Origin of the sequence: Streptomyces sp. NPDC049585, from assembly GCF_040675615.1 — a bacterium.
In the GTDB taxonomy this organism is placed as follows: Bacteria; Actinomycetota; Actinomycetes; order Streptomycetales; family Streptomycetaceae; genus Streptomyces; species Streptomyces luteosporeus.
Window position 1 is genome coordinate 58481 of record NZ_JBFAPE010000023.1, and the last position, 25885, is coordinate 84365.

The following is a 25885-nucleotide window of genomic DNA, read 5'->3' on the forward strand; positions in this document are numbered from 1 at the left end:
TCGGCATGGCGAAGCACTTTTCCGCCCGTCCGCTCCCCCTGCCCCTGCGCGGCCTGGTCCGGCTGCGTCCGGCCGCGGACATCTGGTACAAGCCGGCCCTGAGCGCCGTCGTCGCGATGGCGGTGCCCGACGCCGTCCTGCTGGCCGCCGGCCGCCTGGACCTCGCGCTGTACACCGCCGCCGGAGCCCTGTGCGCGCTCTACGGGCACGACCTGCCCTACGCCCGGCGGGCCCGAACCCTGGCCGGCGTCGTCCTCGGCACCCTCGCCGGCGTGGGCGCCGCGCTGACCTGCTCCGCACTGACCGGCTCGGCGCCCGTACTCGTCCTCGGCGCCGCCCTCGTCGCGGCGGCGCACCGGGCGGCGTGCGACGCGAGCGGTATCGGGCCACCCGGCAACGTCGTGCTGACCTTCGTCACCTCCAGCGCCTTCTTCGTCCCCCAGCGGCCGGGCGACGTCCCCGGCCACCTCGCCCTGGTGGCGGCCGCCGGGGCCCTGGCCTGGCTGGTGTGCATGGCCCCGGCGGTCCGACGGCCGCACGGCCCGGAGCGCGTCACCGTCTCCCGCGCGCTCGCCGCGGCGGCCCGGCTGCTGGAGGCGACCACTCCCGCCGAGCGGGCGGCGGCCCGGCACGCCGCGGTGACGGCCGTCGGCGCGGCCCGGCGCGCGGTCGCCGGCCGGCCGCCGCTGACGCAGCCGCTGGCCTCGGCCGAGGCGGCACTGGCCGCCGGGGCGGCGGATCCCGCCGCGGCCGCCCGGCTGCGGGCCGCGGCCCGTGCCGTACGCCGCGACCGGACGGCCCTGTCCCCCGCCGCCGTCCGCACCGCCCGGCCGGCCCTCCGCGGCACGGCCCCGCTGCCCGTCGCCGTCCGCGTCGCGCTCGGCGCCGCCCTCGCCGGATGGACCTCGCTCGCCCTGGGCAGCGCGCACCCGTACTGGGCCGTGGTCGGCGCCGCCTCCGTCGTCCAGCCCAACACCACGCTGTCGTGGCAGCGCGCCGTGCAGCGCGTACTCGGCAACCTCCTGGGGCTCGCCCTGTTCACCGCCCTGCTGCCGGTGGCCCGCACGGGCGCCGCCGCCCTGGTCGGCCTCTCGCTCGCCCTGCAGTTCGGCGCCGAGGCGTTCATGTCGCGCAACTACTGGCTCGGCAGCGTCTGCGTCACCCCGATGGCCCTGCTGCTCGGCGAGTTCGCCGCGCCGCACCCCGCGGGCGGCCTGGTCGCCGACCGGTGGACCGACACCCTCGTCGGCTGCGCCGTGGGCCTGCTGACGTGCGCCGCGGTCACCAACCGGCGGGCCACCCGCCGCGCCGAGGCGGCCCTGGTGCGCGCCCGTGCCGCACGCCACGCCGCCGCGGCCCGGCTGCACGCCGCCGGCGACCGGGAGCAGGCGCGCGACCGGCTCGCGGCCGCGCTCGCGGAGCTGCGCACCGCGGCGGACGTCGCCGCGGGCGAGTGGTGGCAGCCGGCGCCGGCCGCCGCCCGGGCCGCCCGGGAGGAGCACGACGAGGGCCACCGCGTGCTGGCCACCCTGCCCGTGCAGGCACCGGCGCCGGGCTAGGGCGTGGCCGGCGGCTCCTCGTCCCGCGGTGCCGATCCGCGGGCGCGTCGTGGCCTGTCTCGCCACGCGGCGGCAGCCGCACATCGACAACACCCCGCGCCCCTGACAGGGCGCACGATCCGCCGGACCGGCCCTGGCCCGGCGCCGCGCCGCGGACCGGGGCACGGCAGAATCGGACCCGGAGCACCCACCGGAGAGGATCGAGAACGTGGACCGGGACGCCGAGGCGGCCAGGAACGAAGGAGCCGGCGAGGCCACCGGGGCCGCCGCGGAGGACGTCGTGGCGCGCGTGCTGCGCCAGTGGCAGCGGGTCAGCCCGGGCCTCGACACCGCGCCGATGGCCGTGATCGGCCGGCTCAACCGCTGCGCCGCCCTGCTGCAGCAGGCGGCCGACGCGCCGCTGGCCCGCGAGGGGCTGGCCCGCGCGGAGTTCGACATCCTGGGCACCCTGCGGCGCACGGGCGGCGAGCTGACCCCGGGCCAGATCGCCCGGGAGACCTTCGCCTCGGGCGCCGCCGTCACCAAGCGCGTACGGGTCCTGGAGGAGCGCGGGCTCCTCGCCCGCCGGCCCGACGAGCGCGACCGGCGCGTGGCCCACCTCTCGCTCACCGACGCGGGCCGCGAGCTCATCGACCGGCTCGTGCCGCAGCAACTGGCGTACGAGCAGGACCTGCTGGCGGGCCTGGGCCGGGAGCGGCAGGAGGAACTGGCCGGCACCCTCGCCCGGCTGCTCGTCCACCTCGAGGGACGCCTGGGGGGCCTGCAGCCGTAGGGCGGGGACTACTGTCCTCGATCATGACCGAACCCTCCTCCCACCTGCGTACGACGGCCGAGGCCTACGACGCCGTCGCCGTCCGCTACGCCGCGTTCGTCCGCGACGCGCTCGACCCTCTGCCGCTGGACCGCGCGATACTCGCCGCGTTCGCCGACCTCGTGCGGGCGGCCGGCGGCGGGCCCGTCGCCGAACTGGGCTGCGGTCCGGGGCAGACGACCGCGCACCTGCGGGATCTGGGACTGGACATCTTCGGCGTCGACCTGTCGCCGGTGATGATCGAGCTGGCCCGTGAGGCCTACCCGGACCTGCGCTTCGAGGTCGGCTCCATGGACGCCCTGGACCTGGCCGACGGCACGCTGAGCGGCATCGCCTCCTGGTACTCGGTCATCCACACCCCGCCGCACGACCTGCCCGCGTACCTCGCCGAGTTCCGGCGCGTCCTCGCGCCCGGCGGCCATCTCCTGCTCGCCTTCTTCGAGTCGGAGGACGGTCCGGTCACGGCGTTCGACCACAAGGTGACGACGGCCTACCGGTGGCCGGTCGACGAACTGGCCCGGCTGTCCCGCGACGCGGGGTTCGCGGAGGTCGGCCGGATGCTGCGGGAGCCACTCGAAGGCGAGCGGTACCGCCGGGGGCACCTGCTGATGCGCGCGGGCGCGTAGCGCCTGCGGCTGCCGCCGCGTGGGCGCGATCGGCCAGCACCCACGGCACCCTCGTCTGCGGGCGCGTCGTGGCTTGTCGCGCCCACGCGGCGGCAGCCGCACATCGGTACTGCCCCGCGCCCCTTACGGGGCACTGCACGGTCCGCCGGTCGCGCCCGGGCCGGCCACGGAAACCGCCACGGATAATGAGCCGGTGTCCCATCCAGTGGTCTCGGCCCGGGAGGCCGACGTGCTCGCGCTGCTGGGGCAGCACCTGAGCAACGCGGAGACAGCCGCGCGGCTGTTCATCTCGGCACGCGGCCGCCTCGGCGCGCCCGGCGCCGGCCCTGCCGGCGGCGTTCGAGGCGGCCGGCTGCCCCTACCAGTCGGCGCGCACCCTGCTGCTCGCCGCCCTCGGGCTCGCGCCCGCGGCGCTCCGTGGTGGTTTCCGTAGTGAGAACGGAGGCGGACCGCAGCCGGTCCGGGAGAAACTCTGATCACAGCGATCGACGGACAGGAGCGATGATGAGCAGCACGGGCAACGGCGCGTACGAGGGGTTCACGGCCGAGGAGCGGGCCGCGATGAAGGAGCACGCGCAGGAGACGAAGAAGGCCGCGCGCCGGGCGTCGCGCGAGGAGAAGGCGGCGGAGGCGAAGCGGGACGTGCTCGCCAAGATCGCCGAGATGGACGAGGCGGACCGGATCATGGCCGAGCGCGTCCACGCCGTCGTCACGGCCGCCGCCCCGGACCTGGCGCCGAAGCTCTGGTACGGCATGCCGGCCTACGCCCGGGACGGCAAGATCGTCTGTTTCTTCCAGAGCGCGGCGAAGTTCAAGTCCCGCTACGCCACCCTCGGCTTCAGCGACCAGGCGCACCTGGACGAGGGCGCGATGTGGCCGGCCGCCTTCGCCCTGACCGAGGTGACCCCCGAGGTCGAGGCCCGCATCGCCGCCCTGGTGAAGCGGGCGGTGAGCTGAGCTGCGACCCGGGGTCGGGCGGGGCGCCTCAGGGCGCGTCCGGCGCATCTTCGTCACGCGCCACCACGGCGCCCCGTAAAGGGCGCGGGGAACTGCGCGACAAGCCACGACGTGCCCGCAGATTGCTTCGGACCCCGGGGTGGCGTGTCAGCTGCGGGTCGTCGCCGGCCGATCGCGCCCACGCGGCGGCAGCCACAAATCGACAAGGGGCCCCGCGCCCCTACGGGGTGGTGGGCACTGGCGAGGGGACGGCCCGGCCCACCGTCACGCCCGTGCCGCAGACCAGGTCCTTCATGGTTTTGCCCGCCCCCAGCAGGGTGACCTTGACCTCCTCCGGGCGCGGGTTGCCGGGCACGCCGTTGTGGGAGGCGGTGCACACCAGCTGGTTGCGGGCGAGGACGGTGAAGCGGGTGGGGTCCAGGGGCAGCCTGATGGTGACGGTCCCCTCCGCGCTGACGACCTCCACGGCCTCCTGGCGCATCTTGGGCAGCTCGGTGTAGAGGCCCTGTGCCATCTCCGGCTCGTTGGGCCCCTGGAGCAGCAGCGGGATCGCCATCTCCGCGCTGACCTGGCCGCTGGCCGGCCGGGAACGGGGTTCGAGCCCTCCGGGGAAGCCGAAGTAGAGCCGGGCCTCCTCGACGGGTGCGCCCGGCCGCTTCGCGCCCTGCGCGGGCTGGCCGACCTCCACGACGTCGGTCGGCTCGATGCCGCAGCCGGCCAGCGGGCCGGCGGCCGCGGCCGACAGGGCGAGCGCCGCCGCCACCCGGCGCCACGTTCGCGTGGTGCGCGTGGTCGTCATCTCTCCTCGCCTCCTCGCCGCAGGGGCAGGTCCACGGTGAACACCGCGCCCCCGTGCGACCCGTTGGCGGCCCGCACGGTTCCGTCGTGCAGCCGTACGTTCTCCAGCGTGATGGCCAGACCCAGGCCGCTGCCCTCGGAGCGGGCGCGGGCCGCGTCGGCCTTGAAGAACCGCTCGAAGACGTGGGGCAGGACCTCGGGGTCGATGCCCTCGCCCCGGTCGCTGATCTCGATCAGCAGCCGGTCTCCGCCGTCCGCATCGTGCGGGTCGGGCGCGACGCGCACCGCCACGCTCACCGGTTCGCCGCCGTGCCGCAGCGCGTTGCCGACCAGGTTGGCCACCACCACGTCGATGCGGCGCGGGTCCAGCCGGGCGCGGATGCCGTCCGGCAGGTCGGCGCCCACCTTCTCCTGCCAGCCGCGCGCCTGCAGGGTCTTGCGGACGGTCTCGGCGACGTCGACCTCGTCCAGGTGCAGGGCGGCGGCGCCGGCGTCGAAGCGGGAGATCTCCATCAGGTCCTCGACCATGCGGGCGAGCTTGCCGGTCTCCTCGCTGATGAGCCGGACCGCGTGGGCGGTGTCCGCGTCCAGCATGTCGGCGTCCTCGTCCAGGACGTCGACGACGGCGGTCATGGCGGCCAGCGGGGTGCGCAGCTCGTGGGAGACGTCGGCGGCGAAGCGGCGCGAGTTGGCCTCCATGCGCCGCAGCTCGGCGACGTTCTTCTCCAGGGCGGCGGCCATGTCGTTGAAGGTGCGCGAGAGGTCGGCGAGCTCGTCGCTGCCGCTGACCGCGAGCCGGGTGTCGAGCTCGCCCTCGGTGATCCGCTGGGTGGCGCGGCGCAGTTCGCGCACCGGTCGCAGCACGCCGCGCGCGGCCAGCAGCGCCGGCACGACGGCCAGCGCCACCGCCGGCAGGGCGCCGCTCTGGGCCGCGTCGACCAGGGCGTGCACGTTGGCCTCGTCCTCGCGCAGCGGCACCTGGGCGTAGACCTCCAGGCCCGACATCTCGGCGTGCTCGCCGCTGAAGGTCACCGGCAGGCCGACCACCAGCCAGGGCTCGCCGCCGATGTCGATCCGCTGGAACGCGGCGATGCCGGCGCGCACCTTGTTCTGCACGCCCTCGGGGATGCCGTGGCCGCCCGGTCGGACGGCGGGCACCAGCGGGCCGCGCTGGTAGCGGACGTGGATGTTCCAGTGCTGGGCCTGTCCGGCGCGGGCCAGGTTGGTGGCGAAGCCGGTGAGGTCGGAGTGCGCCGGCGGGAAGCGCAGCTCGGGCACCTGCGAGTTGATCTGGCCGCGCAGCGCGGCGACCGCCGTGTCCTGGGTGCGCTTGAGGATCGCCGTACGGGCCTCGCGGAAGGTCAGGGCCGCGGTGGCCAGCGCGCTGAGCGAGGCCACCAGGAGGAAGGCGACCACGAGCCGCGCCCGCAGGCCCCGGGCGAGGGCGCGCAGGCTCCTGATGCGAAATCGCTTCACCGCGGGGCTCACACCGGGCCGAAGCGGTAGCCGAAGCCGCGCACGGTCTGGATGTACTTCGGCGACCGCGAGGAGTCCTCGACCTTGGTGCGCAGCCGCATGACGCAGGCGTCCACCAGCCGGGCGTCCCCGTGGTAGCTGTGCTCCCAGACGTGCTCCAGCAGCTGCTGGCGGCTGAAGACGCGGCCGGGCGTGGCCGACAGGTACAGCAGCAGCTTCATCTCGGAGGGGGCCAGGGGCAGGTCCTTGCCGTGCTTGGAGACCAGCAGCCCGGCGCGGTCGATCGTCAGGTCGCCGTGCACCTCGGCGCCGGCCTGCGGCGCGGCGGCCGCCTCGGCGCCGTCGACGGGGGCGGCGCGGCGCAGCACGGCCCGGATGCGGGCCTCCAGGACCTCGCCGCGGGCGGGCTTGACGATGTAGTCGTCGGCGCCGGCCTCCAGGCCGAGGACGACATCGATGTCGTCGCCGCGCGCGGTGAGCATGATGATCGGGATCTGCTGGGTGGCGCGGATGCGGCGGCAGACCTCGAAGCCGCTGCGGTCCGGCAGCATGAGGTCCAGCAGGACCAGGTCGGGCCGGAAGGTCTCCAGCGCGGCCAGTCCGGCCTCGCCGGTGGGCGCGCCCTCCACCTGGTGGCCGCGGCGGCGCAGGGTGAGGGTGACCCCTTCCCTGACGGCGCGGTCGTCCTCGATCAGAAGCACGCGTGACATGCAGCCCAGTATCGGTCGTACGCACGCGCGAATGCGCGGCGGGGCGGGCGCGGGCCGAAACTGTCACGGACTTCTCATATTGAAGCCTTGTACGCCCCGAGGCGGTCCGGCGCCGACAACATCCGTCATCACGCTGCGTCGACTTCCGGCCACGCCCACAGTGCTCGCATGTGGACCATCCTCGGCGTCGTGCTCGGCGGGCTGATCTCGTTCACGGGCCAGTTCTGGCAGGGCCGCGTGACGGAACGGGACCTGCGCCGCACCCAGCGCATCCAGCACTTGATCGACTTCTTGTCCGCGGTGCAGGAGGCCGAGCGGGTCGCCGTCGAGCACTACCACCACCACGTGACCGGCGAACCGTGGCTCGTGCGCTCCAAACAAGTCATCGACAGGGTCTGGGTGGCCCAGAAGACCCTTCACATGTTGTGTTCGCCGAAGGTCAACGAGGCGGCGCGGGCGCTGGCGTTCAAGGTGCGGGACGTGATGCGCGACGGCCCCGGCGACGCCCCCGGGGCGACGGAGGAGGAGAAGGTCTGGGAGTACATCCGGGCGAGCCGGAAGGACTTCCTCGACGTCGCCCGCGACCATCTGAAGTGACTCCCTAGCCGCCGATGTGCCGCAGCAGGATCTCCCGGAATTCCCCGTCGAAGGCGTCGTAGCGCCGGCGCAGGTCCTCGCCCGGCCAGTCGGGCGGCAGGAGGGCCGGCGGCAGGACCGGGTCGGCCAGCAGGTGCCGCAGGACGGCCGCCGAGACTGTGAAGCGTTCGGCCAGGCGCTGCGGGCCGCCGGGCAGGGCGGTCAGGGCCGCCTCCAGGGCGCGGGCCCGGCGGGCCCAGCCCGCCGGGTCCCACAGGGTCGCGGCGAGGGCGGCGGGGTCGCCCTCGGGAGCGGCGCTGGTCAGCAGGGCGCACTGGTCGCGGACCACGGCCGGCCACCCGTCGCGGGCGAGGTTGGCCGGCCGCAGCCAGCACCCCTCCCGCAGCTCGGCGAGCCGCAGGCCGGCCATGGCCTGGCGCAGCGCAGCCCGCTCCGGGGCGGCGCGGCGCTCGCCGGTGACGACGGCGATCTCCCAGGTGCCGTCCCAGGGGCGGGTGCGCGGGGCCCGGCTGTCGTCCTGGCGGGCCTGGCGGGCCAGCAGGCGTTCGGTGAGGCGGTAGGCGCCGTCGCGCTGTTCCAGGTCGCCGGCGGCGACCATGCGGGTCAGGGCGGTGCGGACGGTGCCCTCCGCGGTGCCGAAGAGTGCGCCGACCCGGACGAGGGCGCGGGCGGGCAGTGCGGGCGGGTGGTGGCCCAGGAGCGTGGAGAGCACGACCGAGCGCGCGGTCAGCGGCCGCAGGGAAAGCGAATCGTCGTCCATGGCTGACGCCACCCTATCCATTACGGTCTCGCGTCACGCATCATGAAAGTGTAATGCCGCCCTGTCCTGCCGCCGCCCGCCCGGAGGTCGCCGTGAGCGCCACGCACGAGGTGTTCAACCAGCCCCCGCCCCTGACCGGCTTCTCCACCGCCGACGACCCCGCCCTGCTGGAGGCCCTGCGCGCCGGCGACGGCGCCTGGGGCGAGGAGGAGGTGCGCGAGCTGGGGGCCCGGGCGGGCTCGCCCGAGGTGCAGGAGCAGGCCCGGCTGGCCGAGGCGTACCCGCCGGTGCTGCGCACCCACGACCGCTTCGGGCACCGCGTGGACGAGGTGGAGTTCCACCCCGCCTGGCACGAGCTGATGGCGGCGGCCGTGGCGAGCGGCCAGCACGCCGCTGCCTGGGCGGAGCCGCGCCCGGGCGCCCACCTGGTGCGGGCCGCGAAGTTCTACGTCTGGGCGCAGGCGGAGCCGGGCCACGGCTGCCCGATCTCCATGACGTACGCCGCCGTGCCCGCCCTGCGCGCCCAGCCCGAGCTGGCCGCCGCCTACGAGCCGTTGCTCGCGTCGCGGACGTACGACTACGGTCCGCGCCCGCCGCTGGACAAGCGGGGGCTGATCGCGGGCATGTCGATGACCGAGAAGCAGGGCGGCTCGGACGTGCGGGCGAACACCACCCGGGCGGTGCCGGCAGGGGATGGCACGTACGTCCTGACCGGCCACAAGTGGTTCACCTCCGCGCCGATGAGCGACGTCTTCCTCGTGCTCGCCCAGGCGGAGCAGGGGCTGACGTGCTTTTTGATGCCGCGGGTCCTGCCGGACGGCACCCGCAACGGGATGCGACTGCAGCGACTGAAGGACAAGCTCGGCAACCGCTCCAACGCCTCCGCGGAGATCGAGTACGAGCAGGCGGTGGCCTGGCCGGTGGGCGAGCCGGGGCGCGGGGTGCGCACGATCGTCGAGATGGTCAACATGACCCGGCTGGACTGCGTCATCGGGTCGGCGGCCGGCATGCGGGCGGGACTGCGGCAGGCCCTGCACCACGCCGCGTACCGGCGGGCGTTCGGCGCCGAGCTGATCGACCAGCCGCTGATGCGCAACGTCCTGGCCGACCTCGCCGTGGAGTCGCAGGCGGCGACCGTGCTGGCCATGCGGCTGGCGGCGGCGGTGGACCGCGCGCAGGCGGGCGACGAGCAGGAGGCGGCCCTGCGGCGGCTGGCCCTGGCCGCCGGCAAGTACTGGGTGTGCAAGCGCGGCAGCGCGCATGCCGCTGAGGCGCTGGAGTGCCTGGGCGGCAACGGCTACGTCGAGGAGTCCGGCATGCCGCGCCTGTACCGGGAGGCGCCCCTGCTGTCGATCTGGGAGGGCTCGGGCAACGTGGCCGCCCTCGACGTGCTGCGCGCCCTGCAGCGCGAACCGCAGGGGTTGGAGGCCTACTTCGCCGAGGTGGCGCCCGCGGCCGCGGCCGAACCGCGCCTGGCCGCCGCCGTCGCGCGGCTGCGCACCCTGCTGGGCGAGCTCTGCGACCCCGGCCGGGCGCAGCTGGTGGCCCGCCGCCTGGCCGAACAGCTCACGCTCGTCCTGCAGGCCGCCCTGCTGGTGCGCAGCGGCGCGCCGGCCGTCGCGGACGCCTTCTGCGCCTCGCGCCTGGAGGGCGACTGGGGGCGGGCGTTCGGCACCCTGCCGCCGGGCACCGACCTGACGCAGATCCTGCAGCGGGCGGTGCCCGAGGACGCCCGGTGAGCGTCCGCGTCGAGCGCCGCGGCCCGGTCACCACGGTCGTCCTCGCCCGGCCCGAGGCGCGCAACGCGGTCGACGGGCCCACGGCCGCGGCGCTCGCCGACGCCTTCCGGGCCTTCGAGGCGGACCCGGACGCAGCGGTGGCGGTGCTGTGGGGCGAGGGCGGCACGTTCTGCGCCGGGGCGGACCTCAAGGCGTTCGGGACGGACCGCGCCAACCGCGTCGCCCCCGACGGCGACGGCCCCATGGGCCCCACCCGGCTGCGGCTGACGAAACCGGTCGTCGCCGCGATCAGCGGGCACGCCGTGGCCGGCGGCCTGGAGCTCGCGCTGTGGTGCGACCTGCGCGTGGCCGAGGAGGACGCCGTCTTCGGCGTCTTCTGCCGACGCTGGGGCGTGCCGCTGATCGACGGCGGGACGGTGCGGCTGCCCCGGCTCATCGGCGCCTCGCGCGCGATGGACATGGTCCTCACCGGCCGCCCGGTGCCGGCCGCCGAGGCGTACGCGACGGGGCTCGCCCACCGGCTCGTGCCCACCGGCACCGCCCGCGCGGCGGCCGAGGAACTCGCCGCGCACCTCGCCCGGTTCCCGCAGGGCTGCCTGCGCGGCGACCGGGCCTCCTTGCTCGACCAGGAAGGCCTGGGTACGCAGGAAGCACTGGCCGCCGAACTCGCCCACGGACTGCGCTCGTTGCCCACGGCAGCCGAAGGAGCGGCCCGGTTCGCGGCGGGCGCGGGCCGGCACGGGGAATTCGGGGGCGAGTGAAGGAATCCTGAAGTCACCCTCGCTCCCGGCGAGTTCCGCCCATCGAGGGAATCCTGCTGTGCGGACGGCGTGAAGAACCGTTTGTTGTGCAGGCTGTTCCGGGTGAGGGGATGGTTCAGGGCCGGGTGCACGGTCGCATTGGTCACGTCGGGGTTCGTGCTGGCTCCGGCGACCGGGGCCGCGGCGGGCGAGGTGGGCGCGGACGTCAGGGGCGCCGGTTCACGGGTGACCGCCGTCGTGCCCCATGTCCCCGACCTGCTGCCCAGACGCCCTCCTTCCCACGTGAGAGCCGCGCCGCTCGGCGGCGCGGTCACGGCGGAGGTCGACGACGACGGCAGGGACTGCATCCAGGCGCGTGCCACGGCGCTCGGCATCAGGGCACGGGTGTGGCTGACCCGGTGCCCCGCGGCGGCGCCCCCGGCGCCGGCACCTCCCGCGCCGGCACCTCCCGCGCCCGCTCCCCCGGCGCCCGGCGCGCCCGCACCCGGCGCCCCTGCGCCCGCCCCGGGCGCGCCGGCTCCCGCGCCCCCGGCGCCGGGCGCACCCGCGCCAGGAGCTCCTGCGCCGGGCGCTCCGGGCGCGCCGGGCGCTCCGGCACCGGGCGCACCTCCTGCAGGCGGGGCGCCGGGGGCACCGGGAGCGCCAGGAGCCCCCGGGGCCCCGGCACCCGGTGCACCTCCGGCCCCGCCCGCCCCTGGCGCACCCGGTGCGCCCGGCGCACCCGGTGCCCCCGCGCCCGTACCTCCCGCGCCGCCCGCACCAGGAGCTCCCGGCGCACCCGGGTCTCCGGGAGCCCCTGGCGCCCCCGGTGCGCCCGGCCCCGCCGCTCCCGCGCCGCCCGGCTCGCGCACCGGCACGGTGCCGGCGCAGAACCAGGTGCCGGGCACCACGCCCTCGTCACCGCCCTCGTCACCGCCGTCGTCACCGCCCTCGCGGCCCACCCTCCCGGGCCGGCGCCGCTTCCCCGCCTACCACCACGCCGTGGTGTCGGCCGGCGGGCAGCAGCACCACGGCACGTCCCTGGTGACGTTCACCCTGATCCTCACGGCCCCGGCCGTGCTGTCCGCCGCACTGCTGCGGCCGCGCGGCAGCAACAGCCGCCGCGGGCGTTAGCGCACCGCTCCCGCTCCCTCCCCCACCGCACCACCCCCAGACCGGAGGTTTCCTTGTCCGAGTGGCTGGTTCTGGCCATCGCCATGGCTGCCGCCTGCGCGGTCGTCCTGTCGATCACCGTGCTGCGGCAGCGCAGGATCGGGGCCGACGACGACCCGTCCGAGACCCCCGACGTCATCGAGTACATGACGATGATGGTCGGGGTGGTCTATGCCATCGTGCTGGGCCTGGCCATCGCCGGGGTGTGGGAGGCACGCACCGGGGCGCAGGGCTCCGTACGGGCCGAGGCGCAGGCGCTGCACGAGGTGAGCGAGCGGGTCCAGGCGTACTCACCGGAGGCCCGCGACCGCATCCGGGCCGACGTGCAGGCCTATGTGACCTATGTGGTCAAGGACGAGTGGCCGCAGATGCTGAAGGAGGGCGAGCTCACCGACAAGGGGCGGACGCTGCTGGACAAGGTGCGCACCGATGTCACGGCCTACGAGCCGCGCAACGACCAGGAGGCACAGTCGTACCAGCCGCTGCTGGACCAGGTGGGCGCGGCCGACGCGGCGCGCAATGCCCGGGCGCAGAACGCCGAGCCGACGATGCCGGGCGTGGTGTGGTTCGGGCTGATCGGCGGGGCGCTGGTGGCGGTCGGCCTGATCTACACGCTGCAGATCAGGCGGTCGGGACGCGAGTTGCTGCTCGCCGGGCTCTACAGTGCGATGATCGCCTTCCTGCTCTTCCTCATCTGGGACTTCAACTCGCCCTTCGGGCACGACGTGGACGACTTCGTCACCCCGTTCACCGATCTGTTCTCCATTTGACGGGCAGGTGCTTGAGCCCGTTTTGGAAGTTGGAGGTCAGCCGGACCGGTTCGCCCGCGCGTTCCAGGCCGGGCAGCCGGTCCAGGGCCGGCCGCAGCATGGCCCGCATCTGGACGCGCGCGAGGTGGGCGCCCAGGCAGAAGTGGGGGCCGTGGCCGAAACCGACGTGGTCGTTGGGGCTGCGGGTGATGTCGAAGCGGTCGGGATCGGTGAAGACGCGCTCGTCGCGGTTGGCCGAGGCGTGGTAGACGACCACCTTCTCGCCGCGCCGGATGCGCCGGCCGGCGAGTTCGGTGTCGCGCGTGGCGGTGCGGCGGATCTGCAGGACCGGCGGCCAGTAGCGCAGGATCTCCTCGATCGCGCCGGGGGTGAGCTCGGGGTGGCGGCGCAGGGCCGCGTACTGCTCGGGGTGGTCGAGGAGGGTGAGCAGGCCGCCGGGGATGCCGTTGCGCAGCGTCTCGTTCCCGGCGACGACGATGAGGAAGAACATGTTCTCGAACTCGTCGCGGGTCAGGCCTCCCTCGCGCATGCGGGCCAGCACGCTGCCCGGCCGGGGCCGGTCGGCCAGGGCATGGGCGTAGGCGAACATGTCCGTGAGCGCCCCGCGGGAGCGCGGGTTGACCGGTGAGCCGTCGGCCCGTACGAGCGCGGGCCGGCGGGCGAGGGCGGCGCGGCCCATGGGGGTCAGGCCCGCCGGGTCGGCGGTGCGGGAGCGGGCGTGGTCGGTGTCCTGGTAGCCGATCACCCGGTTGGACCAGTCGTACAGCAGCCGCCGGTCCTGGGCGGGGACGCCCAGGACGTGGGCGAGCGTCCACACGGGCAGGTCGGCGGTGAGCTCCACGAAGTCCGCCCGGCCCCGGTCGGCGACGGCCTCGATCAGCTCGCGCGCCCGGCCCTCGATGGCACTCTCCAGCTCCCGCACGGCCCGCGGGGTGAGGGCGGCGACCACGATGCGGCGCAGCCGGGCGTGGTCGGGCGGGTCCTGGTTGAGCATCATCGCGCGGACGAAGTCCAGGTCGGCGGGGGTGTCGGGGTCCCGGATCTGGGTGGCGCCCAGGTGTGAGGAGTACACCTCGGGGGTGGCGAGCACGTGCCGGACGTCCGCGTGCCGGAAGACGGCCCAGTAGCCGGGGCCGGCGGGCCAGGCGCCGACGGCCGGTTCCGGCACCCGGCAGACGGGCGCGTGCGCGCGCAGCCGCCGGAAGAGCGCGTACGGCACGCCCCGCGCATAGGTGGCGGGGTCGAACACGGGCGTCGGGTCCAGGCCTGTCGGGTCCAGGCCTGTCGGGTCCGGGGTTGTCGGGTCCGGGGCTGCCTCGGGGGTGCTCACGCGCGGACGGTACGGCCGGCTGCGGCGGGCCCGTCAAGCCCTGGTCGGCGTTTTCGCCCCGCCCCACCGCTGGAATGACCGGTTCCAGGTCTCGGCCACCGGTGCTCCGACTGGCTTCGCGCGTTTGGGGGTACTCAGCAACGGATGGGAGGTGGCGAGCATGACCGAGTGCTGTGCTTCCGACGAAGACCTCGCCCGGCCGGTCGGCGAGCGGGAGGCCGACGCCTATGTGCGGGGGATCTCCTTCAAGACCGGCCCGCCGCGCCTGATCGGGGCCGAGCTGGAGTGGCTCGTGCACGACGTGGCCGAGCCACGGCAGCCGGTCGCGGCCCACCGGCTGGCAGCGGCCGCCGAGCGGGTGGGCGCCCTGCCGCTCACCTCGGTGTTCACCATCGAGCCGGGCGGCCAGCTGGAGCTCAGCTCCCGGCCGGCCCCCTCGCTGGGCGCCTGTGTGGCGGAGCTGAGCGCCGACCTCGACCTGACCCGCGAGGCCCTCGACGGACTGGGCCTGGCCCTGGCCGGGTACGGCAAGGAGCCGTGGCACGATCCTCCGTGCGTGCGCAGCACCCGCCGCTACGACGCCATGGAGGTCTACTACGACCGCATCAACGGCGCCGGGCGCAATGTGATGTGCCGTACGGCATCGGTGCAGGTCTGCATCGACGCCGGGTACGAGGGCCCGGGGCCGCTGGGGTATCTGCGCCGGTGGCGGCTGGCCCATCTGCTGGGCGCGGTGCTCTCGGCCGCGTTCGCCAACTCCCCCCTGCTGCGGGGCCGGCCGAGCGGTTGGCGCTCCAGCCGGCAGGCCTGCTACGCGCGCATGGACCCGGCCCGCACGCTGGCCCCGCTGGGCGAGGCGGACCCCCGGGCGGCCTGGGCGACGTACGCCCTGGACGCACCGGTGATGTTCGTCCGCTCCGGGGAGGGCCCCTGGCCCGTGCAGCTGGGCCTGCCGCTGCGCCAGTGGATGCGCAGCGGACAGCCGCGGCGGACCACCCTCGACGACGTCGCCTACCACCTGACCACCCTGTTCCCGCCCATCAGGCCGCGCGGCCACCTCGAGTTGCGGATGATCGACGCGCAGAGCGGGCAAGACGGCTGGCTGGTGCCGCTGGCCGTGACGGCGGCGTTGTTCGACGACCCGTCGGCGGCGGAGACCGCCTACCGGGCGGTCAAGGGGCTGGCGGACGTCCAGGGCGGGCACCCGCCGCCGCGCAACCCCCTGTGGCGCCGGGCGGCACGGCACGGGCTCGCCGACCCGGAGCTGCACACGGCCGCCGTGGCCTGCTTCGCCGCGGCCCGTGAGGCCCTGCCCCGGCTCGGGGCCGACGACCGCGTCCTGGCCGCGGTCGACGAGTTCACCGCCCGGTACGTCGAGCGGGGCCGCTGCCCGGCGGACGACCTGCTGGACGCGGTGGCCGGCCGGGGCGGCCGGTGATGACGGCCGCGCCCGCCCCGGACGGGGCCGAGCTGCGCGAGCGTGCCGCGGGCGCCCTGCTGGCCGCCCGCGCACGCACCCGCGTGCTGACGTCCTGCGTGGACGACGGCGAGCTGCACGCCCAGCACTCGCCGCTGATGTCCCCGCTGGTGTGGGACCTCGCCCACATCGGCAACCAGGAGGAGTTGTGGCTGCTGCGCGCCGTGGGCGGGCAGCAGCCGCTGCGCCCGGAGATCGACGCGCTCTACGACGCCTTCCGGCACGCCCGCGCGGACCGCCCGGCGCTGCCCCTGCTGACGGCGCCCCAGGCCCGCACGTACGTCGCGGACGTACGGGAGCGCGTGCTGGACGTGCTGGAGCGGACGCCGCTGGAGGGGGCCGGGCCGCTGGCACAAGAAGGCTTCGCCTTCGGCATGATCGCCCAGCACGAGCAGCAGCACGACGAGACGATGCTGATCACCCATCAGCTGCGCCGGGGGCCGGCGGTGCTCACCGCCGCCGAGCCGCCGCCGGCCGGCCCGGACGCGGCGGCGCTGCCGGCCGAGGTGCTGGTGCCGGGCGGACCCTTCACCATGGGCACCTCCACCGAGCCGTGGGCCCTGGACAACGAGCGGCCGGCCCATCCGCGCCTGGTGCCCGCCTTCCTCATCGACACGCTGCCGGTGAGCAACGCCGCCTACCTGCGCTTCGTCGAGGACGGCGGCTACCGCGAGCGCCGCTGGTGGCACCCGGCCGGCTGGGAGCAGGTGCGCCGCGAGGAACTGGCCGCGCCGCTGTTCTGGCGGCGCGAGGGCGGCACCTGGGTGCGGCGGCGGTTCGGCGTCACCGAGGAGGTGCCGCCGGGCGAGCCGGTGCTGCATGTGAGCTGGTACGAGGCGGCGGCCTACGCCGCGTGGGCGGGGCGGCGGCTGCCGACCGAGGCGGAGTGGGAGAAGGCCGCCCGGCACGATGCGGCCTCCGGGCGCTCGCGGCGCTACCCGTGGGGCGACGCCGACCCCACCCCGCAGCTGGCCAACCTGGGCCAGCGCCATCTGCGCCCGGCCCCGGTGGGTGCCTACCCCCGCGGTGCCTCGCCGCTGGGCGTGCGGCAGCTGATCGGGGACGTGTGGGAGTGGACGGCGAGCGACTTCCTGCCGTACCCGGGCTTTCGGGCCTTCCCCTACCGCGAGTACTCGGAAGTCTTCTTCGGCGGCCGGTACAAGGTCCTGCGCGGGGGCTCCTTCGCCGTGGACCCGGTGGCGTGCCGGGGCACCTTCCGCAACTGGGACCTGCCCGAACGCCGGCAGATCTTCAGCGGGTTCCGTACGGCGCGCGACGCGGACAGCGCCTGATGTGCCGCCACATCGCGGTTCTCGGCCCCCACGCCCCGCTGGCCGAGAGCCTGGTGGATCCGCCGTACTCGCTGGTGCGCCAGTCCTGGGAGCCGCGCCGGCAGCGCCACGGGGTGGTCAACGCCGACGGCTTCGGCGTCGGCTGGTACGCGCCCGGCGACCCGCTGCCGGCCCGCTACCGGCGGGCCGGGCCGGTCTGGGCCGACGAGTCCTTCGCCGACATCGCCCGGGTGGTGCGCACGCGGGCGCTGCTGGCCGCGGTGCGGGACGCCACGGCGGCGGGCGCCGACCCGGAGGCCGCCGCGGCACCGTTCGCCGGCGGCCCGTGGCTGTTCAGCCACAACGGCGCGCTGCCCGGCTGGCCGGAGTGCGCCGCGCCGCTGGCCGGGCAGGTGCCGGCGGCCGCCCTGCTGCGGCTGGCGGCCCGCAACGACTCCGCGTTCGTCTGGGCGCTGGTCGAGCAGCGGCTGCTGGGGGGTGCGCCCATGGCCCGGGCGCTGGCCGGGGCGGTGGCGACGCTGGCGGGCGCCGTGCCGGACGCCCGGCTGAACCTGCTGCTGACCGACGGTGCCGCCATCGCGGCGACGGCCTGGGGCGACTCGCTGTGGTACGTCAGCCGCGGCCGCCGCACGGCGGTGGCCTCCGAGCCGTACGACGACGACCCCGGCTGGACCGAGGTGCCCGACCGCACCCTGCTGGCCGCCGACCGCTCGGCGGTCGTGCTGACCCCGCTGACCCCGCGTTTCCCGGAGGCCGCCGACGTGCCGGCCGTCCCGTGCAAGGAGCCCGCTTCGTGAGTCCGTTCGTCCTCACCCGCTCCCTTCCCCCGGACGCGACGGCGGCCGCGCTGCGCGCCGACGTCGCCCAGGGGCTCACCCGCTCACCGAAGGAGCTGCCCCCGAAGTGGTTCTACGACGCCCGCGGCAGTGAGCTCTTCGACGAGATCACCCTGCTGCCCGAGTACTACCCCACCCGTACCGAGCGCGAGATCCTGATCACCCGGGCCCCCGGGATCGCCGCGGCCAGTGGCGCGCGCACCCTGGTCGAACTGGGCTCGGGCTCCTCCGACAAGACCCGCCACCTGATCGACGCCCTGACCGGCCTGGAGACCTATGTTCCGGTCGATGTCAGCGAGAGCGCGCTGACCGGTGCCGCCCGGACGCTGCTGGCCGAGCACCCCGGCCTGACGGTGCACGCGCTCGTCGCCGACTTCCAGTACGGCCTCGCGCTGCCGCCCGACCTGCCCGGGCCGCGGCTGCTGGCCTTCCTGGGCGGCACGATCGGCAACCTGCTGCCGCCCGAGCGGGCCGCGTTCCTGGCCGGGCTGCGCGCCCGGCTGGCGCCGGGCGACGCCCTGCTGCTGGGCACCGACCTGGTCAAGGACGCGGGCGTGCTGGTGCCCGCCTACGACGACGCGCGAGGGGTGACCGCCGCCTTCAACAAGAACGTCCTGACCGTCATCAACCGCGAGCTGGGCGCCGACTTCGACCCCGACGACTTCGACCACGTGGCCCTGTGGGACGCCCGGCAGGAGTGGATCGAGATGCGGCTGCGCGCCCGCCGTGCCGTCGTGGTCAAGATCCCCACCCTGGACCTCGCGGTGCACTTCGCGGCCGGGGAGGAGCTGCGCACGGAGGTCTCCGCGAAGTTCCGGCAGGAGGGCGTGCGGGCGGAGCTGGCGGCCGCGGGGCTGGAACTGACCCATTGGTGGACCGACCGCGCCGGCCGGTTCGCCCTGTCCCTGTCGGTGCCGCGGGCCGGGGGTTAGCCTGCCCGTGTGAGCCGGGAAGAAGAGCACGAGGCACAGGCAGGGCTGCGGGGCGGTTTCGAGCGCGGCACGGACGGGCCGAAGGTGATCCTGGCCGGTGTCGACGGCTCCGACACCTCCTGGCGGGCCGCCGCCTACGCGGCCGGCCTGGCCCACCGCCAGCACGCCCTGCTGGCCGTCGTCTACGTCCAGCCCCTGCTGGCCGGGACGGCGGCCCTGGGCATACCGGTGACGGACACCACCGAGGAGGTCGCCGAGGAGGTGCTCGGCGAGATCCGCGCCACGGCCGAGCGCCTGCGCGGGGTGCACGAGGTCCGCTGGGAGTTCCACACCTTCCGCGGCGACCCCTACACGGGTCTGGTGCGGCTGGCCGACGAGCTGAAGGCGGACGCCGTCGTGGTGGGCGCCTCCGAGCGCGCCGGCCACCGCATCGTGGGCTCGGTGGCCGTGCGGCTGGTGAAGGCCGGCCGCTGGCCGGTGACGGTCGTCCCGTAGGGGTGTCGCCCGGGGGGTGTGTCCCCTCTCCCCGACGGACGCCCCGCCTCGCGCGGGCGCGGCAGCTGGGGCACGGTGGGAGCATGTCCAACCACACCTACCGGGTGACCGAGATCGTCGGCTCCTCGCCGCAGGGCCTGGACGACGCCATCCGCAACGGCATCGCACGCGCCTCGCAGACGCTCCGGGGCCTCGACTGGTTCGAGGTGACCGAGATCCGCGGCCACCTCGAGAACGGCACGATCGCGCACTACCAGGTCGGCATGAAGGTGGGCTTCCGGTTGGAGGAGGCCGACTGACCTACGGCCCCGAATCCCGGGGCTCCGCCGTCCCGGCCGCCGCCGGCAGCGCCGCCTCGGCGCCGACGACCGCCGGACCGCGCAGCAGGCCGAGCTGGGCGGCGCGGGCGCCGGCCTGGAACCGGCTGACCGCGCCGAGCTGCGCCATGGCGGCCTTCATGTAACGGCGGCACGTTCTGGTGGAGATGGCCAGGCGGCGGGCTATCACCTCGTCCTTCAGGCCGGCGCCCATCAGTTGCAGCATGGTCCGGTTCACGTCGCCGGCGACCTTCTCGTACTGCGCCTCACGGGCCTCGAAGGGCTGGCCGACCATCCACACGTCCTCGAAGCGGCGTTGGACGAATCCGGCCACGGTGGCGTTGGTCACCATGGCCGCGCCGCCGGCCGTCCCCTCCGTCGGCGCCTGGGGCAGGAAGACGACGGAGCGGTCGAGGACCACCACGTACTCGCAGATCTCGGCGCTGGTGCGCACCTCGGCGCCGGCCTCGGCGGCCCGCACGACGTAGGCGCGGGTGGCGAGGTTGGCCCGCTCGGCGTGCTGGTAGAGCACGCGCAGCCGCACCCCGCGGCGCAGCAGGGGCAGGCTCCAGTCGCGCAGGTGCAGGGCCGCGTCCGTGTCGCGTCCGGTGCCCGGCTGGATGACGACGGCCTCGTGCAGGCAGCGCCGGGCGGCGGCGGCCAGTTCGCGCCGGACCTCGCCGGGGTCGGCGATGGTGCGGGTGTCCTGCGTGGGACGGGAGGTGTCGGTGCTGCCCCGGTAGACCGGCACCAGTGCGTGCAACTGCCCGCGGACGCGGGCCATGTGCTCCTTGCGCTCGTGGATGTCGCGCTCGATCGGACCGCAGACGACCGCCTCGGCCACCTCGGGGTGCACGGCGACCAGGGGGGTGCCGTCGGCGGCCGGGCTGAGCAGTCCCAGGGCGCGCAACTCCTCGCGGCAGCGCGCCAGTTCGGCCGGGGATATCCCCAGCGCGTCCATGATTGTGAGCTCGTGAAAGGAACCGTGCCGCAGGGCCTGGGTGTAGACGGAAACGCAGGTTGAATCCAGTTCTGTCAACATTGCCCCCGATTTTGAGGATGTCGCGTTTGCTCCCACGCCTTTCCGGTTGTTGCCAGGCAACTATAGGACACTGCTTTCCGCTTGTTGCCAGGTCACAATAGGACACCGGGGCATCGTGGCCGGGCGGCCACGGCGTCCCCATACTCGAATGCGTTGCGGTCCGGGTGATACGGAATACATCCGTCCGCGACAGCTGAAGTGCCACAAGGGGGGAACCGAGCGGGTGCGCAACGACCGGGCGATGTCTGCCCAGATCATTGATGTAGTCAACTTCCTTCCCGAGCGGGTGGTCGCCAACGGCTCGCAGGCCGACGGCGACGAGCTCGGGAACGATCCGTTCTTTCGCGGGGTGGCGGAGCGGCGGTTCGCGTCGCCCGACTACACCTCGGCGGAGCTCGGGGCCAGGGCCGTCGAGAAGCTCCTCGGCCGCACCGGGACCGACGCCGCCGACATCGACCTCATTTTGTACAACTGCGTTTTCAACGACACCTTCTGGCCGGGAATCGGCCCCGCCGTGCAGGCCCGCGTGGGCGCCGCCAACGCCGCGATCATGCAGGTGGACACCAGCTGCTGCTCGTGGCTGTCCGGGCTGCGCACGGCCAGCGCCTTCATCGAGTCCGGGCAGTACCGCAACGTCGTGGTGCTCACGGTCACCAACTTCGTCTCCCGGCTTCCGGAGTTCCAGAAGTCACCGCGTTCACGGGTGCTCGGCGACGGCGCCACCGCCACCCTGCTCGCACCGGGTGAGCGCACCATTCTCTCCGCGTACGAACGGTCCCACGGGGAGAACTACGGACTGCTGCGCTTCGAGCCCGACCTGGTGGACGGGGTGTTCCGGGATTACTGGGAGCGCGGCTGCGGACCGATCACGGTCAACTTCACGCGCGAGCGCATCGAGGCGCTGCGCCAGAACGCCATGAGCCTGGTGCCCCAGGCCGTCGCGATCAGTCTCGAAAAAGCCGGCCTCGCCGCCGAGGACGTCTCGATGCTGATCACCCATCAGCCCAATGAGGAGTACCTCGCCGAATGGCGCCGGCGCTGCGGCATCGAACCGCCGCGCGCCCACGACACGCTCGCCAAGTACGGCAACCTGTTCGCCGGCTCGATCCCGGTGACCCTGGCCGACGCCCTGGACAACTCCCTGGTCAAACCCGGCGACGTCCTGGCCCTCGGCACCTTCTCCAACGGTGGGGACATGGTCAGCGCGATGACGCTGCGCTGGTCCGCCGCCCGCGCGTGAGGCGGCCTGCCACCCAATTTCCGGGTAAATCCCCGGGCAATCCCTCTGCTTGAATTCGAGCAACCATCCCTGACTGCACTGGAGGAGGCGTCATGGCGCCTGGACAGAATTTTGCCGGCGGGCCGGACCGTTCCGACCTCGCCGGGCTCGACCTCATTCGCTGCGAGAACACCGACGCGGACGAGATCTACAAGCTCATGGTCGGAATGACCAAGGAGACGTATTCGCACGAGGAGATATTCGGCTCCTTTTCCTCGCTCGGCGAGCACATCAATGTCCCCTACGACGTGGTGTTCGACTACCTCGCCGACATCCATTCCCTGGAGGAATGGTCGTACAGCATGCGCGACCTGCAGCACGTGGGCGGCGGGCTGTACCGGGGCCAGGAGGCCATCCAGCCGGACACCGAGATCTTCATCCGGGTGGACACCATGAAGGGCCCCGAGCACGGCACGGTCCTGTGGCCCTGTGCCTGGGACCAGGGCCACGAGCTGTGGATGCGCTACTACTTCACCGTCATCGACGCCACCCGCACCCTGCGCCGCCCGGGCACCGTGGTGCTGTGGACCAACTGCCGGCACCCGTACTACGACCGCGAGGTCACCGACGTGCCCGAGTACATCACCGCCGGCCGGGCCCGCACCGACCGCTACTGGGTCGGGGACATCTGGCCCCAGTTCGACGCCATCCACAAGGTGGAGATGGCCAACCTCAAGCGCATCCTGGAGCACCGCTTCGCCACCGGCGCCGTCGGGCCGTTCGCCCCCGCCACCCCCCTGGTGACAGGACCGTCCGATGCGACTGGCTGACGCCCTGGTCACCACCCTGCGCGACTGGGACCTCGGGTACGTCTTCGGGGTCAGCGGGGCCAACATCGAGCACCTGCACGACGCGATCCACCGCCTCGGCGGCGATCGCCTGCGGTCGGTCATGGCGCGGCGCGAGGACGGCGCCGCGTTCATGGCCGACGGCCGGGCCCGCGTCCACCGCACGCTCGGCGTGTGCTGCGCCACCTCCGGCGGCGGCATGGTCAACCTGCTCACCGGGCTCGCCGAGTCGTACGCGGAGTCGGTGCCGGTCCTCGCCCTGATCGGGCAGCCGCCGCGCGAGCTGGAGGGCCGCGGGGCCTTCCAGGACTCCTCCGGCATCGGCCGCACGGTCGACGCGCTCGGGCTGCTGCGGGCGACCACCAAGCGGGTGGCCAAGATCGAGGACCCGGCCGACTTCTGGCCCGAGCTGCACGCGGCCGTGGTCACGGCCCTCACCGGCCGCCCCGGCCCGGTCGCGCTGCTGCTGCCCCGCGACGTTTACGACCTGTCCGTCGGCCCCCGGCCGGCGGACTGGCCGGTGGACCTGGAGCGGCTGGCGGCGCCCCCACCCGTCGCCCGCGAGGTCGTGCGCCCGCTGTTCGAGGCGCTGCGCACGGCCCGCCGCCCGGCCCTGCTCGTCGGGCACGGCGTGCGTCGCAGCGGCGCCGCCGGCGAGGTGACCGCCTTCGCCCGGCGCGCGGGCGTCCCGGTGGTCGCCACCATGGGTGCCCGCGGGGAGTTCCCCAACGACGACCCGCTGTTCCTGGGTGTCGCCGGCGTCACCGGGCACCCCTCGGCGCACGCGTACCTCAAGGAGTCCGACCTCGTCGTGGCGGTCGGTACGGGCCTGGGCGTGATGACGCGCGGCCCGCTGGACCTCGCCTCCGCCCGCCTCGCCGTGGTCAACATCGACCCCGGCGAGGCGGTACGGGCCACGGCCCCGGGCATCGTCGTCGAGGCGGACGCCGGAGCCGCCTTCGCGGCCCTGCTGGCCCTGCTGGAGGCCGAGCCGTTCACCGCGCCCGCGCCCGAGGGCTACGAGCTGCGCCGCTACCGGCCGCGCCCGGCACCGCCCACCGCCCGCGAGCACCGGGAGCAGGAGGTGCGCACCGCGGGGGACACACTGCGCCAGAGCGAGGCCATCGGGCAGTTGGAGGAGTACCTGCCGCGCGGCGGCCACATCGTGCTCGACGCCGGCAACTGCGCCTCCGCCGCCATCCACCTCTCGCACGTGCCCGAGGCCGCCTCGTCGACCATCGCCCTCGGCATGGGCGGCATGGGCTACAGCATCGCGGCCGCGATCGGCGCCCAGCTCGGCTCGGCCGACGGTACGCGCACGGTGGTGCTGTGCGGCGACGGGGCGTTCCTGATGAACGGCTTCGAGGTGCACACGGCGGTGGCCGAGCGGCTGCCGGTGCTCTACGTCGTCTTCAACAACAACATGCACGGCATGTGCGTCACCCGCCAGCAGACGTTCTTCGACTCCCGCCTGGAGTGCGTGGAGTACCCGGCGCTGGACGTGGCCACGGTGGCGTACGGACTGGGGGGTCCGGACCGGTTGTGGGTCGGCTCGGCCGGTACGGCCGACGAGCTGCGGGGGCTGCTCGCCGACTACCACGACCACCACGCGCACCTGCCGGGCGTTCTCGAACTGCGGCTGCCCGTCGAGGAAGTGCCGCCGTTCACCGCGTTCCTGCCCGCGGACGAGCCGACGTACGTCGCCCGCCGCCGGGTGGACAGCCGGGTGCTGACCGGCTGATCTGCACCATCAAAACAGGGGGAGAACAGCTCATGGAACAGGACACCCGCCGTGCCCTCGTCGAGGAGGACGCCGCCGGCGCCCCGGTCGTCGCGGGGGCGCCGCCCGCCGCGGCCGGGGACGACGCCGTGCGGGCCGGGGCGGTCACCGTCACGCCCGGCGACGCGCGGTACGCCGACCTGATCCGCGGCTACAACCAGCGCTGGGTCTTCAGCCCGGAGTCGGTGCGCGTGGTGCACACCCGGCGCCAGGTGGAGGACGTCGTACGCGAGGCGTTCGCGGCCGGCAAGAAGGTGGCCGCCCGCAGCGGCGGCCACTGCTACGAGGGCTTCAACACCGACACGAGGATCCTCATCGACCTGTCGGCCATGAACGCCGTGTCCTACGACGCGGCGCACCGCGCCTTCGCGATCGAGCCCGGCGCGACGCTGGGCGAGGTCTACAAGGCGCTGTACAAGACGTGGGGTGTCACCCTGCCCGGTGGCGCCTGCCCCTCGGTGGGCATCGGCGGGCACGTCGCCGGCGGCGGGCACGGCCCGCTCTCCCGTCTGCACGGGGTGACCGTCGACTACCTGCACGCCGTGGAGGTCGTCACCGTCGACCAGGCGGGCGAGGTGCGCACGATCACCGCCACGCGCGAGGACTTCGAGCGGGGCCGCTCCCGGGGCGCCCTGTGGTGGGCGCACACCGGCGGGGGCGGTGGCAACTTCGGCGTGGTGACCCGGTACTGGTTCCGCGACCCGGCCGCCAAGGGCTCCGACCCCACCCGGCTGCTGCCCCGGCCGCCGGCCGAGGTCTTCGTCAGCACCCTGTCCTGGCCGTGGGAGAAGGTCACCCGCGAGGACTTCGGCCACCTCGTGCGCAACTACAGCTCCTTCTTCGAGCGGCACGCCGCGGCCGACTCGCCGTACGCCAGCCTCTACAGCCAGTTCATGCCTACCCCGCGGGCGGCCGGCGGCGCGATCTCGATGATCGCGCAGTTCGACGCGACGCAGCCGGACGCCGAGCGGCTGCTGGCGGACTTCTTCGCGGCCGTGGGCGCGAACGTGTCCGTCACGCCCAAGGTGGACCGGTTGCGCCTGCCCTGGCTGCACGCCACCGCCTGGCCGGGCCTGACCGGCCCCAACACGCCCACCTTCCGCTTCAAGGCCAAGTCGGCCTACCAGCACGGCTGCCTGCCCGACGACCAGATCGAGGCGATGTACCGGCACTTCGCCGAGGTGGACTACGCCAACCCCGCCGCCCGGCTGCTGATGATCTCCTTCGGCGGCCGGACCAACACCGTGCGCCGCGACGCCACCGCCTTCGCGCACCGCAACTCGGTGATGGAGATGCACTACGTGACCACCTGGGTCGACGAGGCCGGCGAGGCGGTCCACCTGAAGTGGCTGCGCGACTTCTACGCGGACGTCTACAAGGAGACCGGCGGGGTGCCGCTGTCCAACGGCATCACCGACGGCGCCTACGTCAACTACCCGGACACCGACCTGGACGACCCGGCGTACAACACCTCCGGGACCCTCGCCCACCGGCTGTACTACGGGGACAACTACGAGGCCCTGGTCGAGGCCAAGCGCGCCTTCGACCCGCACAACGTCTTCCACCACGCCCAGTCGCTTCCGGTGAAGTGAGGCACGCGC

General features: G+C 74.5%; 26 protein-coding genes. 19 read left to right on the forward strand and 7 right to left on the reverse strand.

Going from position 1 to position 25885, the window contains the following annotated elements; genetic code table 11:
• Positions 1 to 5: 5 nt before the first annotated feature.
• The 4 genes from AB0K17_RS22365 to AB0K17_RS22380 all read left to right on the forward strand — a co-directional run bounded on the left by AB0K17_RS22365 (position 6) and on the right by AB0K17_RS22380 (position 3953).
• Positions 6 to 1559, forward strand: coding sequence for an FUSC family protein (locus AB0K17_RS22365; protein WP_365984000.1), 1554 nt, complete (start codon positions 6 to 8; stop codon positions 1557 to 1559).
• Positions 1560 to 1839: 280 nt separating this feature from the next.
• A complete protein-coding gene (locus AB0K17_RS22370; protein WP_365968592.1) occupies positions 1840 to 2331 on the forward strand; it encodes a MarR family transcriptional regulator in 492 nt (163 codons plus the stop codon).
• 23 nt (positions 2332 to 2354) lie between these two features.
• On the forward strand, positions 2355 to 2996 hold the full coding sequence (locus AB0K17_RS22375) for a class I SAM-dependent methyltransferase (RefSeq protein WP_365968551.1): 642 nt from the start codon (positions 2355 to 2357) through the stop codon (positions 2994 to 2996).
• Between the two features lie 504 nt (positions 2997 to 3500).
• Positions 3501 to 3953: a DUF1801 domain-containing protein gene (locus AB0K17_RS22380; RefSeq protein ID WP_365984038.1), complete on the forward strand. Its 453-nt coding sequence runs from the start codon at positions 3501 to 3503 to the stop codon at positions 3951 to 3953.
• A gap of 220 nt (positions 3954 to 4173) precedes the next feature.
• Here the strand turns inward: AB0K17_RS22380 and AB0K17_RS22385 are convergent, their stop codons facing one another.
• The 3 genes from AB0K17_RS22385 to AB0K17_RS22395 are packed head-to-tail and all read right to left on the reverse strand — an operon-like array spanning position 4174 to position 6937.
• Complete coding sequence (locus AB0K17_RS22385; RefSeq protein ID WP_365968552.1) at positions 4174 to 4752, reverse strand: hypothetical protein; 579 nt, start codon at positions 4750 to 4752, stop codon at positions 4174 to 4176.
• Positions 4749 to 6227 carry an ATP-binding protein gene (locus tag AB0K17_RS22390; protein WP_365984001.1) on the reverse strand — a complete coding sequence of 493 codons (1479 nt, stop codon included), beginning with the start codon at positions 6225 to 6227 and terminating at the stop codon, positions 4749 to 4751. The genes AB0K17_RS22385 and AB0K17_RS22390 overlap by 4 nt, the downstream gene beginning before the upstream one ends.
• Before the next feature lie 8 nt (positions 6228 to 6235).
• Positions 6236 to 6937 carry a response regulator transcription factor gene (locus tag AB0K17_RS22395; RefSeq protein WP_365968554.1) on the reverse strand — a complete coding sequence of 234 codons (702 nt, stop codon included), beginning with the start codon at positions 6935 to 6937 and terminating at the stop codon, positions 6236 to 6238.
• A 168-nt stretch (positions 6938 to 7105) separates the two neighbouring features.
• On the opposite strand from AB0K17_RS22395, the gene AB0K17_RS22400 reads away from it, so the two are divergent.
• On the forward strand, positions 7106 to 7534 hold the full coding sequence (locus AB0K17_RS22400; protein ID WP_365984002.1) for a hypothetical protein: 429 nt from the start codon (positions 7106 to 7108) through the stop codon (positions 7532 to 7534).
• A gap of 4 nt (positions 7535 to 7538) precedes the next feature.
• Here the strand turns inward: AB0K17_RS22400 and AB0K17_RS22405 are convergent, their stop codons facing one another.
• Positions 7539 to 8294, reverse strand: a complete 756-nt coding sequence (locus AB0K17_RS22405; RefSeq protein WP_365984003.1) for a PaaX family transcriptional regulator C-terminal domain-containing protein — start codon at positions 8292 to 8294, stop codon at positions 7539 to 7541.
• 92 nt (positions 8295 to 8386) lie between these two features.
• Between AB0K17_RS22405 and AB0K17_RS22410 the strand changes: the two genes are divergently transcribed.
• The gene (locus tag AB0K17_RS22410; protein WP_365984004.1) at positions 8387 to 10033 is read left to right on the forward strand and encodes an acyl-CoA dehydrogenase family protein; all 1647 of its coding nucleotides are present in this window, start codon (positions 8387 to 8389) and stop codon (positions 10031 to 10033) included.
• Positions 10030 to 10794: a crotonase/enoyl-CoA hydratase family protein gene (locus AB0K17_RS22415; RefSeq protein ID WP_365984005.1), complete on the forward strand. Its 765-nt coding sequence runs from the start codon at positions 10030 to 10032 to the stop codon at positions 10792 to 10794. Before AB0K17_RS22410 ends, AB0K17_RS22415 begins: the two co-directional genes overlap by 4 nt.
• Before the next feature lie 373 nt (positions 10795 to 11167).
• Here the strand turns inward: AB0K17_RS22415 and AB0K17_RS22420 are convergent, their stop codons facing one another.
• Positions 11168 to 11572, reverse strand: coding sequence for a hypothetical protein (locus AB0K17_RS22420; protein WP_365984006.1), 405 nt, complete (start codon positions 11570 to 11572; stop codon positions 11168 to 11170).
• An 80-nt stretch (positions 11573 to 11652) separates the two neighbouring features.
• On the opposite strand from AB0K17_RS22420, the gene AB0K17_RS22425 reads away from it, so the two are divergent.
• Entirely contained in the window at positions 11653 to 11907 is a 255-nt protein-coding gene (locus tag AB0K17_RS22425) for a hypothetical protein (RefSeq protein WP_365968559.1), read from the forward strand.
• A 53-nt stretch (positions 11908 to 11960) separates the two neighbouring features.
• Positions 11961 to 12716: a hypothetical protein gene (locus AB0K17_RS22430; RefSeq protein WP_365984007.1), complete on the forward strand. Its 756-nt coding sequence runs from the start codon at positions 11961 to 11963 to the stop codon at positions 12714 to 12716.
• Here AB0K17_RS22430 and AB0K17_RS22435 read toward each other — a convergent pair.
• Positions 12694 to 13980 (reverse strand): cytochrome P450, encoded by a 1287-nt coding sequence (locus tag AB0K17_RS22435; RefSeq protein WP_365984039.1) that lies wholly within the window; start codon positions 13978 to 13980, stop codon positions 12694 to 12696. The two genes, AB0K17_RS22430 and AB0K17_RS22435, sit on opposite strands and share 23 nt — an antisense overlap.
• Before the next feature lie 226 nt (positions 13981 to 14206).
• Here AB0K17_RS22435 and egtA point away from each other — a divergent pair, with 226 nt between their 5' ends.
• The 6 genes from egtA to AB0K17_RS22465 all read left to right on the forward strand — a co-directional run bounded on the left by egtA (position 14207) and on the right by AB0K17_RS22465 (position 19377).
• Positions 14207 to 15484: an ergothioneine biosynthesis glutamate--cysteine ligase EgtA gene (gene egtA / locus AB0K17_RS22440; protein ID WP_365984008.1), complete on the forward strand. Its 1278-nt coding sequence runs from the start codon at positions 14207 to 14209 to the stop codon at positions 15482 to 15484.
• Positions 15484 to 16815, forward strand: a complete 1332-nt coding sequence (gene egtB / locus AB0K17_RS22445) for an ergothioneine biosynthesis protein EgtB (RefSeq protein ID WP_365984009.1) — start codon at positions 15484 to 15486, stop codon at positions 16813 to 16815. Before egtA ends, egtB begins: the two co-directional genes overlap by 1 nt.
• Positions 16815 to 17612 (forward strand): ergothioneine biosynthesis protein EgtC, encoded by a 798-nt coding sequence (egtC, locus tag AB0K17_RS22450; protein WP_365968563.1) that lies wholly within the window; start codon positions 16815 to 16817, stop codon positions 17610 to 17612. The genes egtB and egtC overlap by 1 nt, the downstream gene beginning before the upstream one ends.
• Positions 17609 to 18583: an L-histidine N(alpha)-methyltransferase gene (gene egtD, locus AB0K17_RS22455; RefSeq protein ID WP_365984010.1), complete on the forward strand. Its 975-nt coding sequence runs from the start codon at positions 17609 to 17611 to the stop codon at positions 18581 to 18583. Before egtC ends, egtD begins: the two co-directional genes overlap by 4 nt.
• 9 nt (positions 18584 to 18592) lie before the next feature.
• Complete coding sequence (locus AB0K17_RS22460; protein WP_365984011.1) at positions 18593 to 19078, forward strand: universal stress protein; 486 nt, start codon at positions 18593 to 18595, stop codon at positions 19076 to 19078.
• Positions 19079 to 19161: 83 nt separating this feature from the next.
• A complete protein-coding gene (locus AB0K17_RS22465) occupies positions 19162 to 19377 on the forward strand; it encodes a dodecin (protein ID WP_365968566.1) in 216 nt (71 codons plus the stop codon).
• A gap of 1 nt (position 19378) precedes the next feature.
• Here AB0K17_RS22465 and AB0K17_RS22470 read toward each other — a convergent pair whose 3' ends face one another.
• Positions 19379 to 20356, reverse strand: coding sequence for a helix-turn-helix transcriptional regulator (locus AB0K17_RS22470; protein WP_365984012.1), 978 nt, complete (start codon positions 20354 to 20356; stop codon positions 19379 to 19381).
• A 322-nt stretch (positions 20357 to 20678) separates the two neighbouring features.
• Between AB0K17_RS22470 and AB0K17_RS22475 the strand changes: the two genes are divergently transcribed.
• The 4 genes from AB0K17_RS22475 (at position 20679) to AB0K17_RS22490 (ending at position 25876) form a co-directional block, all read left to right on the forward strand.
• The gene (locus tag AB0K17_RS22475) at positions 20679 to 21677 is read left to right on the forward strand and encodes a 3-oxoacyl-[acyl-carrier-protein] synthase III C-terminal domain-containing protein (RefSeq protein WP_365984013.1); all 999 of its coding nucleotides are present in this window, start codon (positions 20679 to 20681) and stop codon (positions 21675 to 21677) included.
• Positions 21678 to 21769: 92 nt separating this feature from the next.
• The gene (locus tag AB0K17_RS22480; RefSeq protein ID WP_365968569.1) at positions 21770 to 22486 is read left to right on the forward strand and encodes a hypothetical protein; all 717 of its coding nucleotides are present in this window, start codon (positions 21770 to 21772) and stop codon (positions 22484 to 22486) included.
• A complete protein-coding gene (locus tag AB0K17_RS22485; protein ID WP_365984014.1) occupies positions 22473 to 24245 on the forward strand; it encodes a thiamine pyrophosphate-binding protein in 1773 nt (590 codons plus the stop codon). Before AB0K17_RS22480 ends, AB0K17_RS22485 begins: the two co-directional genes overlap by 14 nt.
• Before the next feature lie 32 nt (positions 24246 to 24277).
• A complete protein-coding gene (locus tag AB0K17_RS22490; RefSeq protein ID WP_365984015.1) occupies positions 24278 to 25876 on the forward strand; it encodes an FAD-binding oxidoreductase in 1599 nt (532 codons plus the stop codon).
• Positions 25877 to 25885 lie beyond the last annotated feature (9 nt).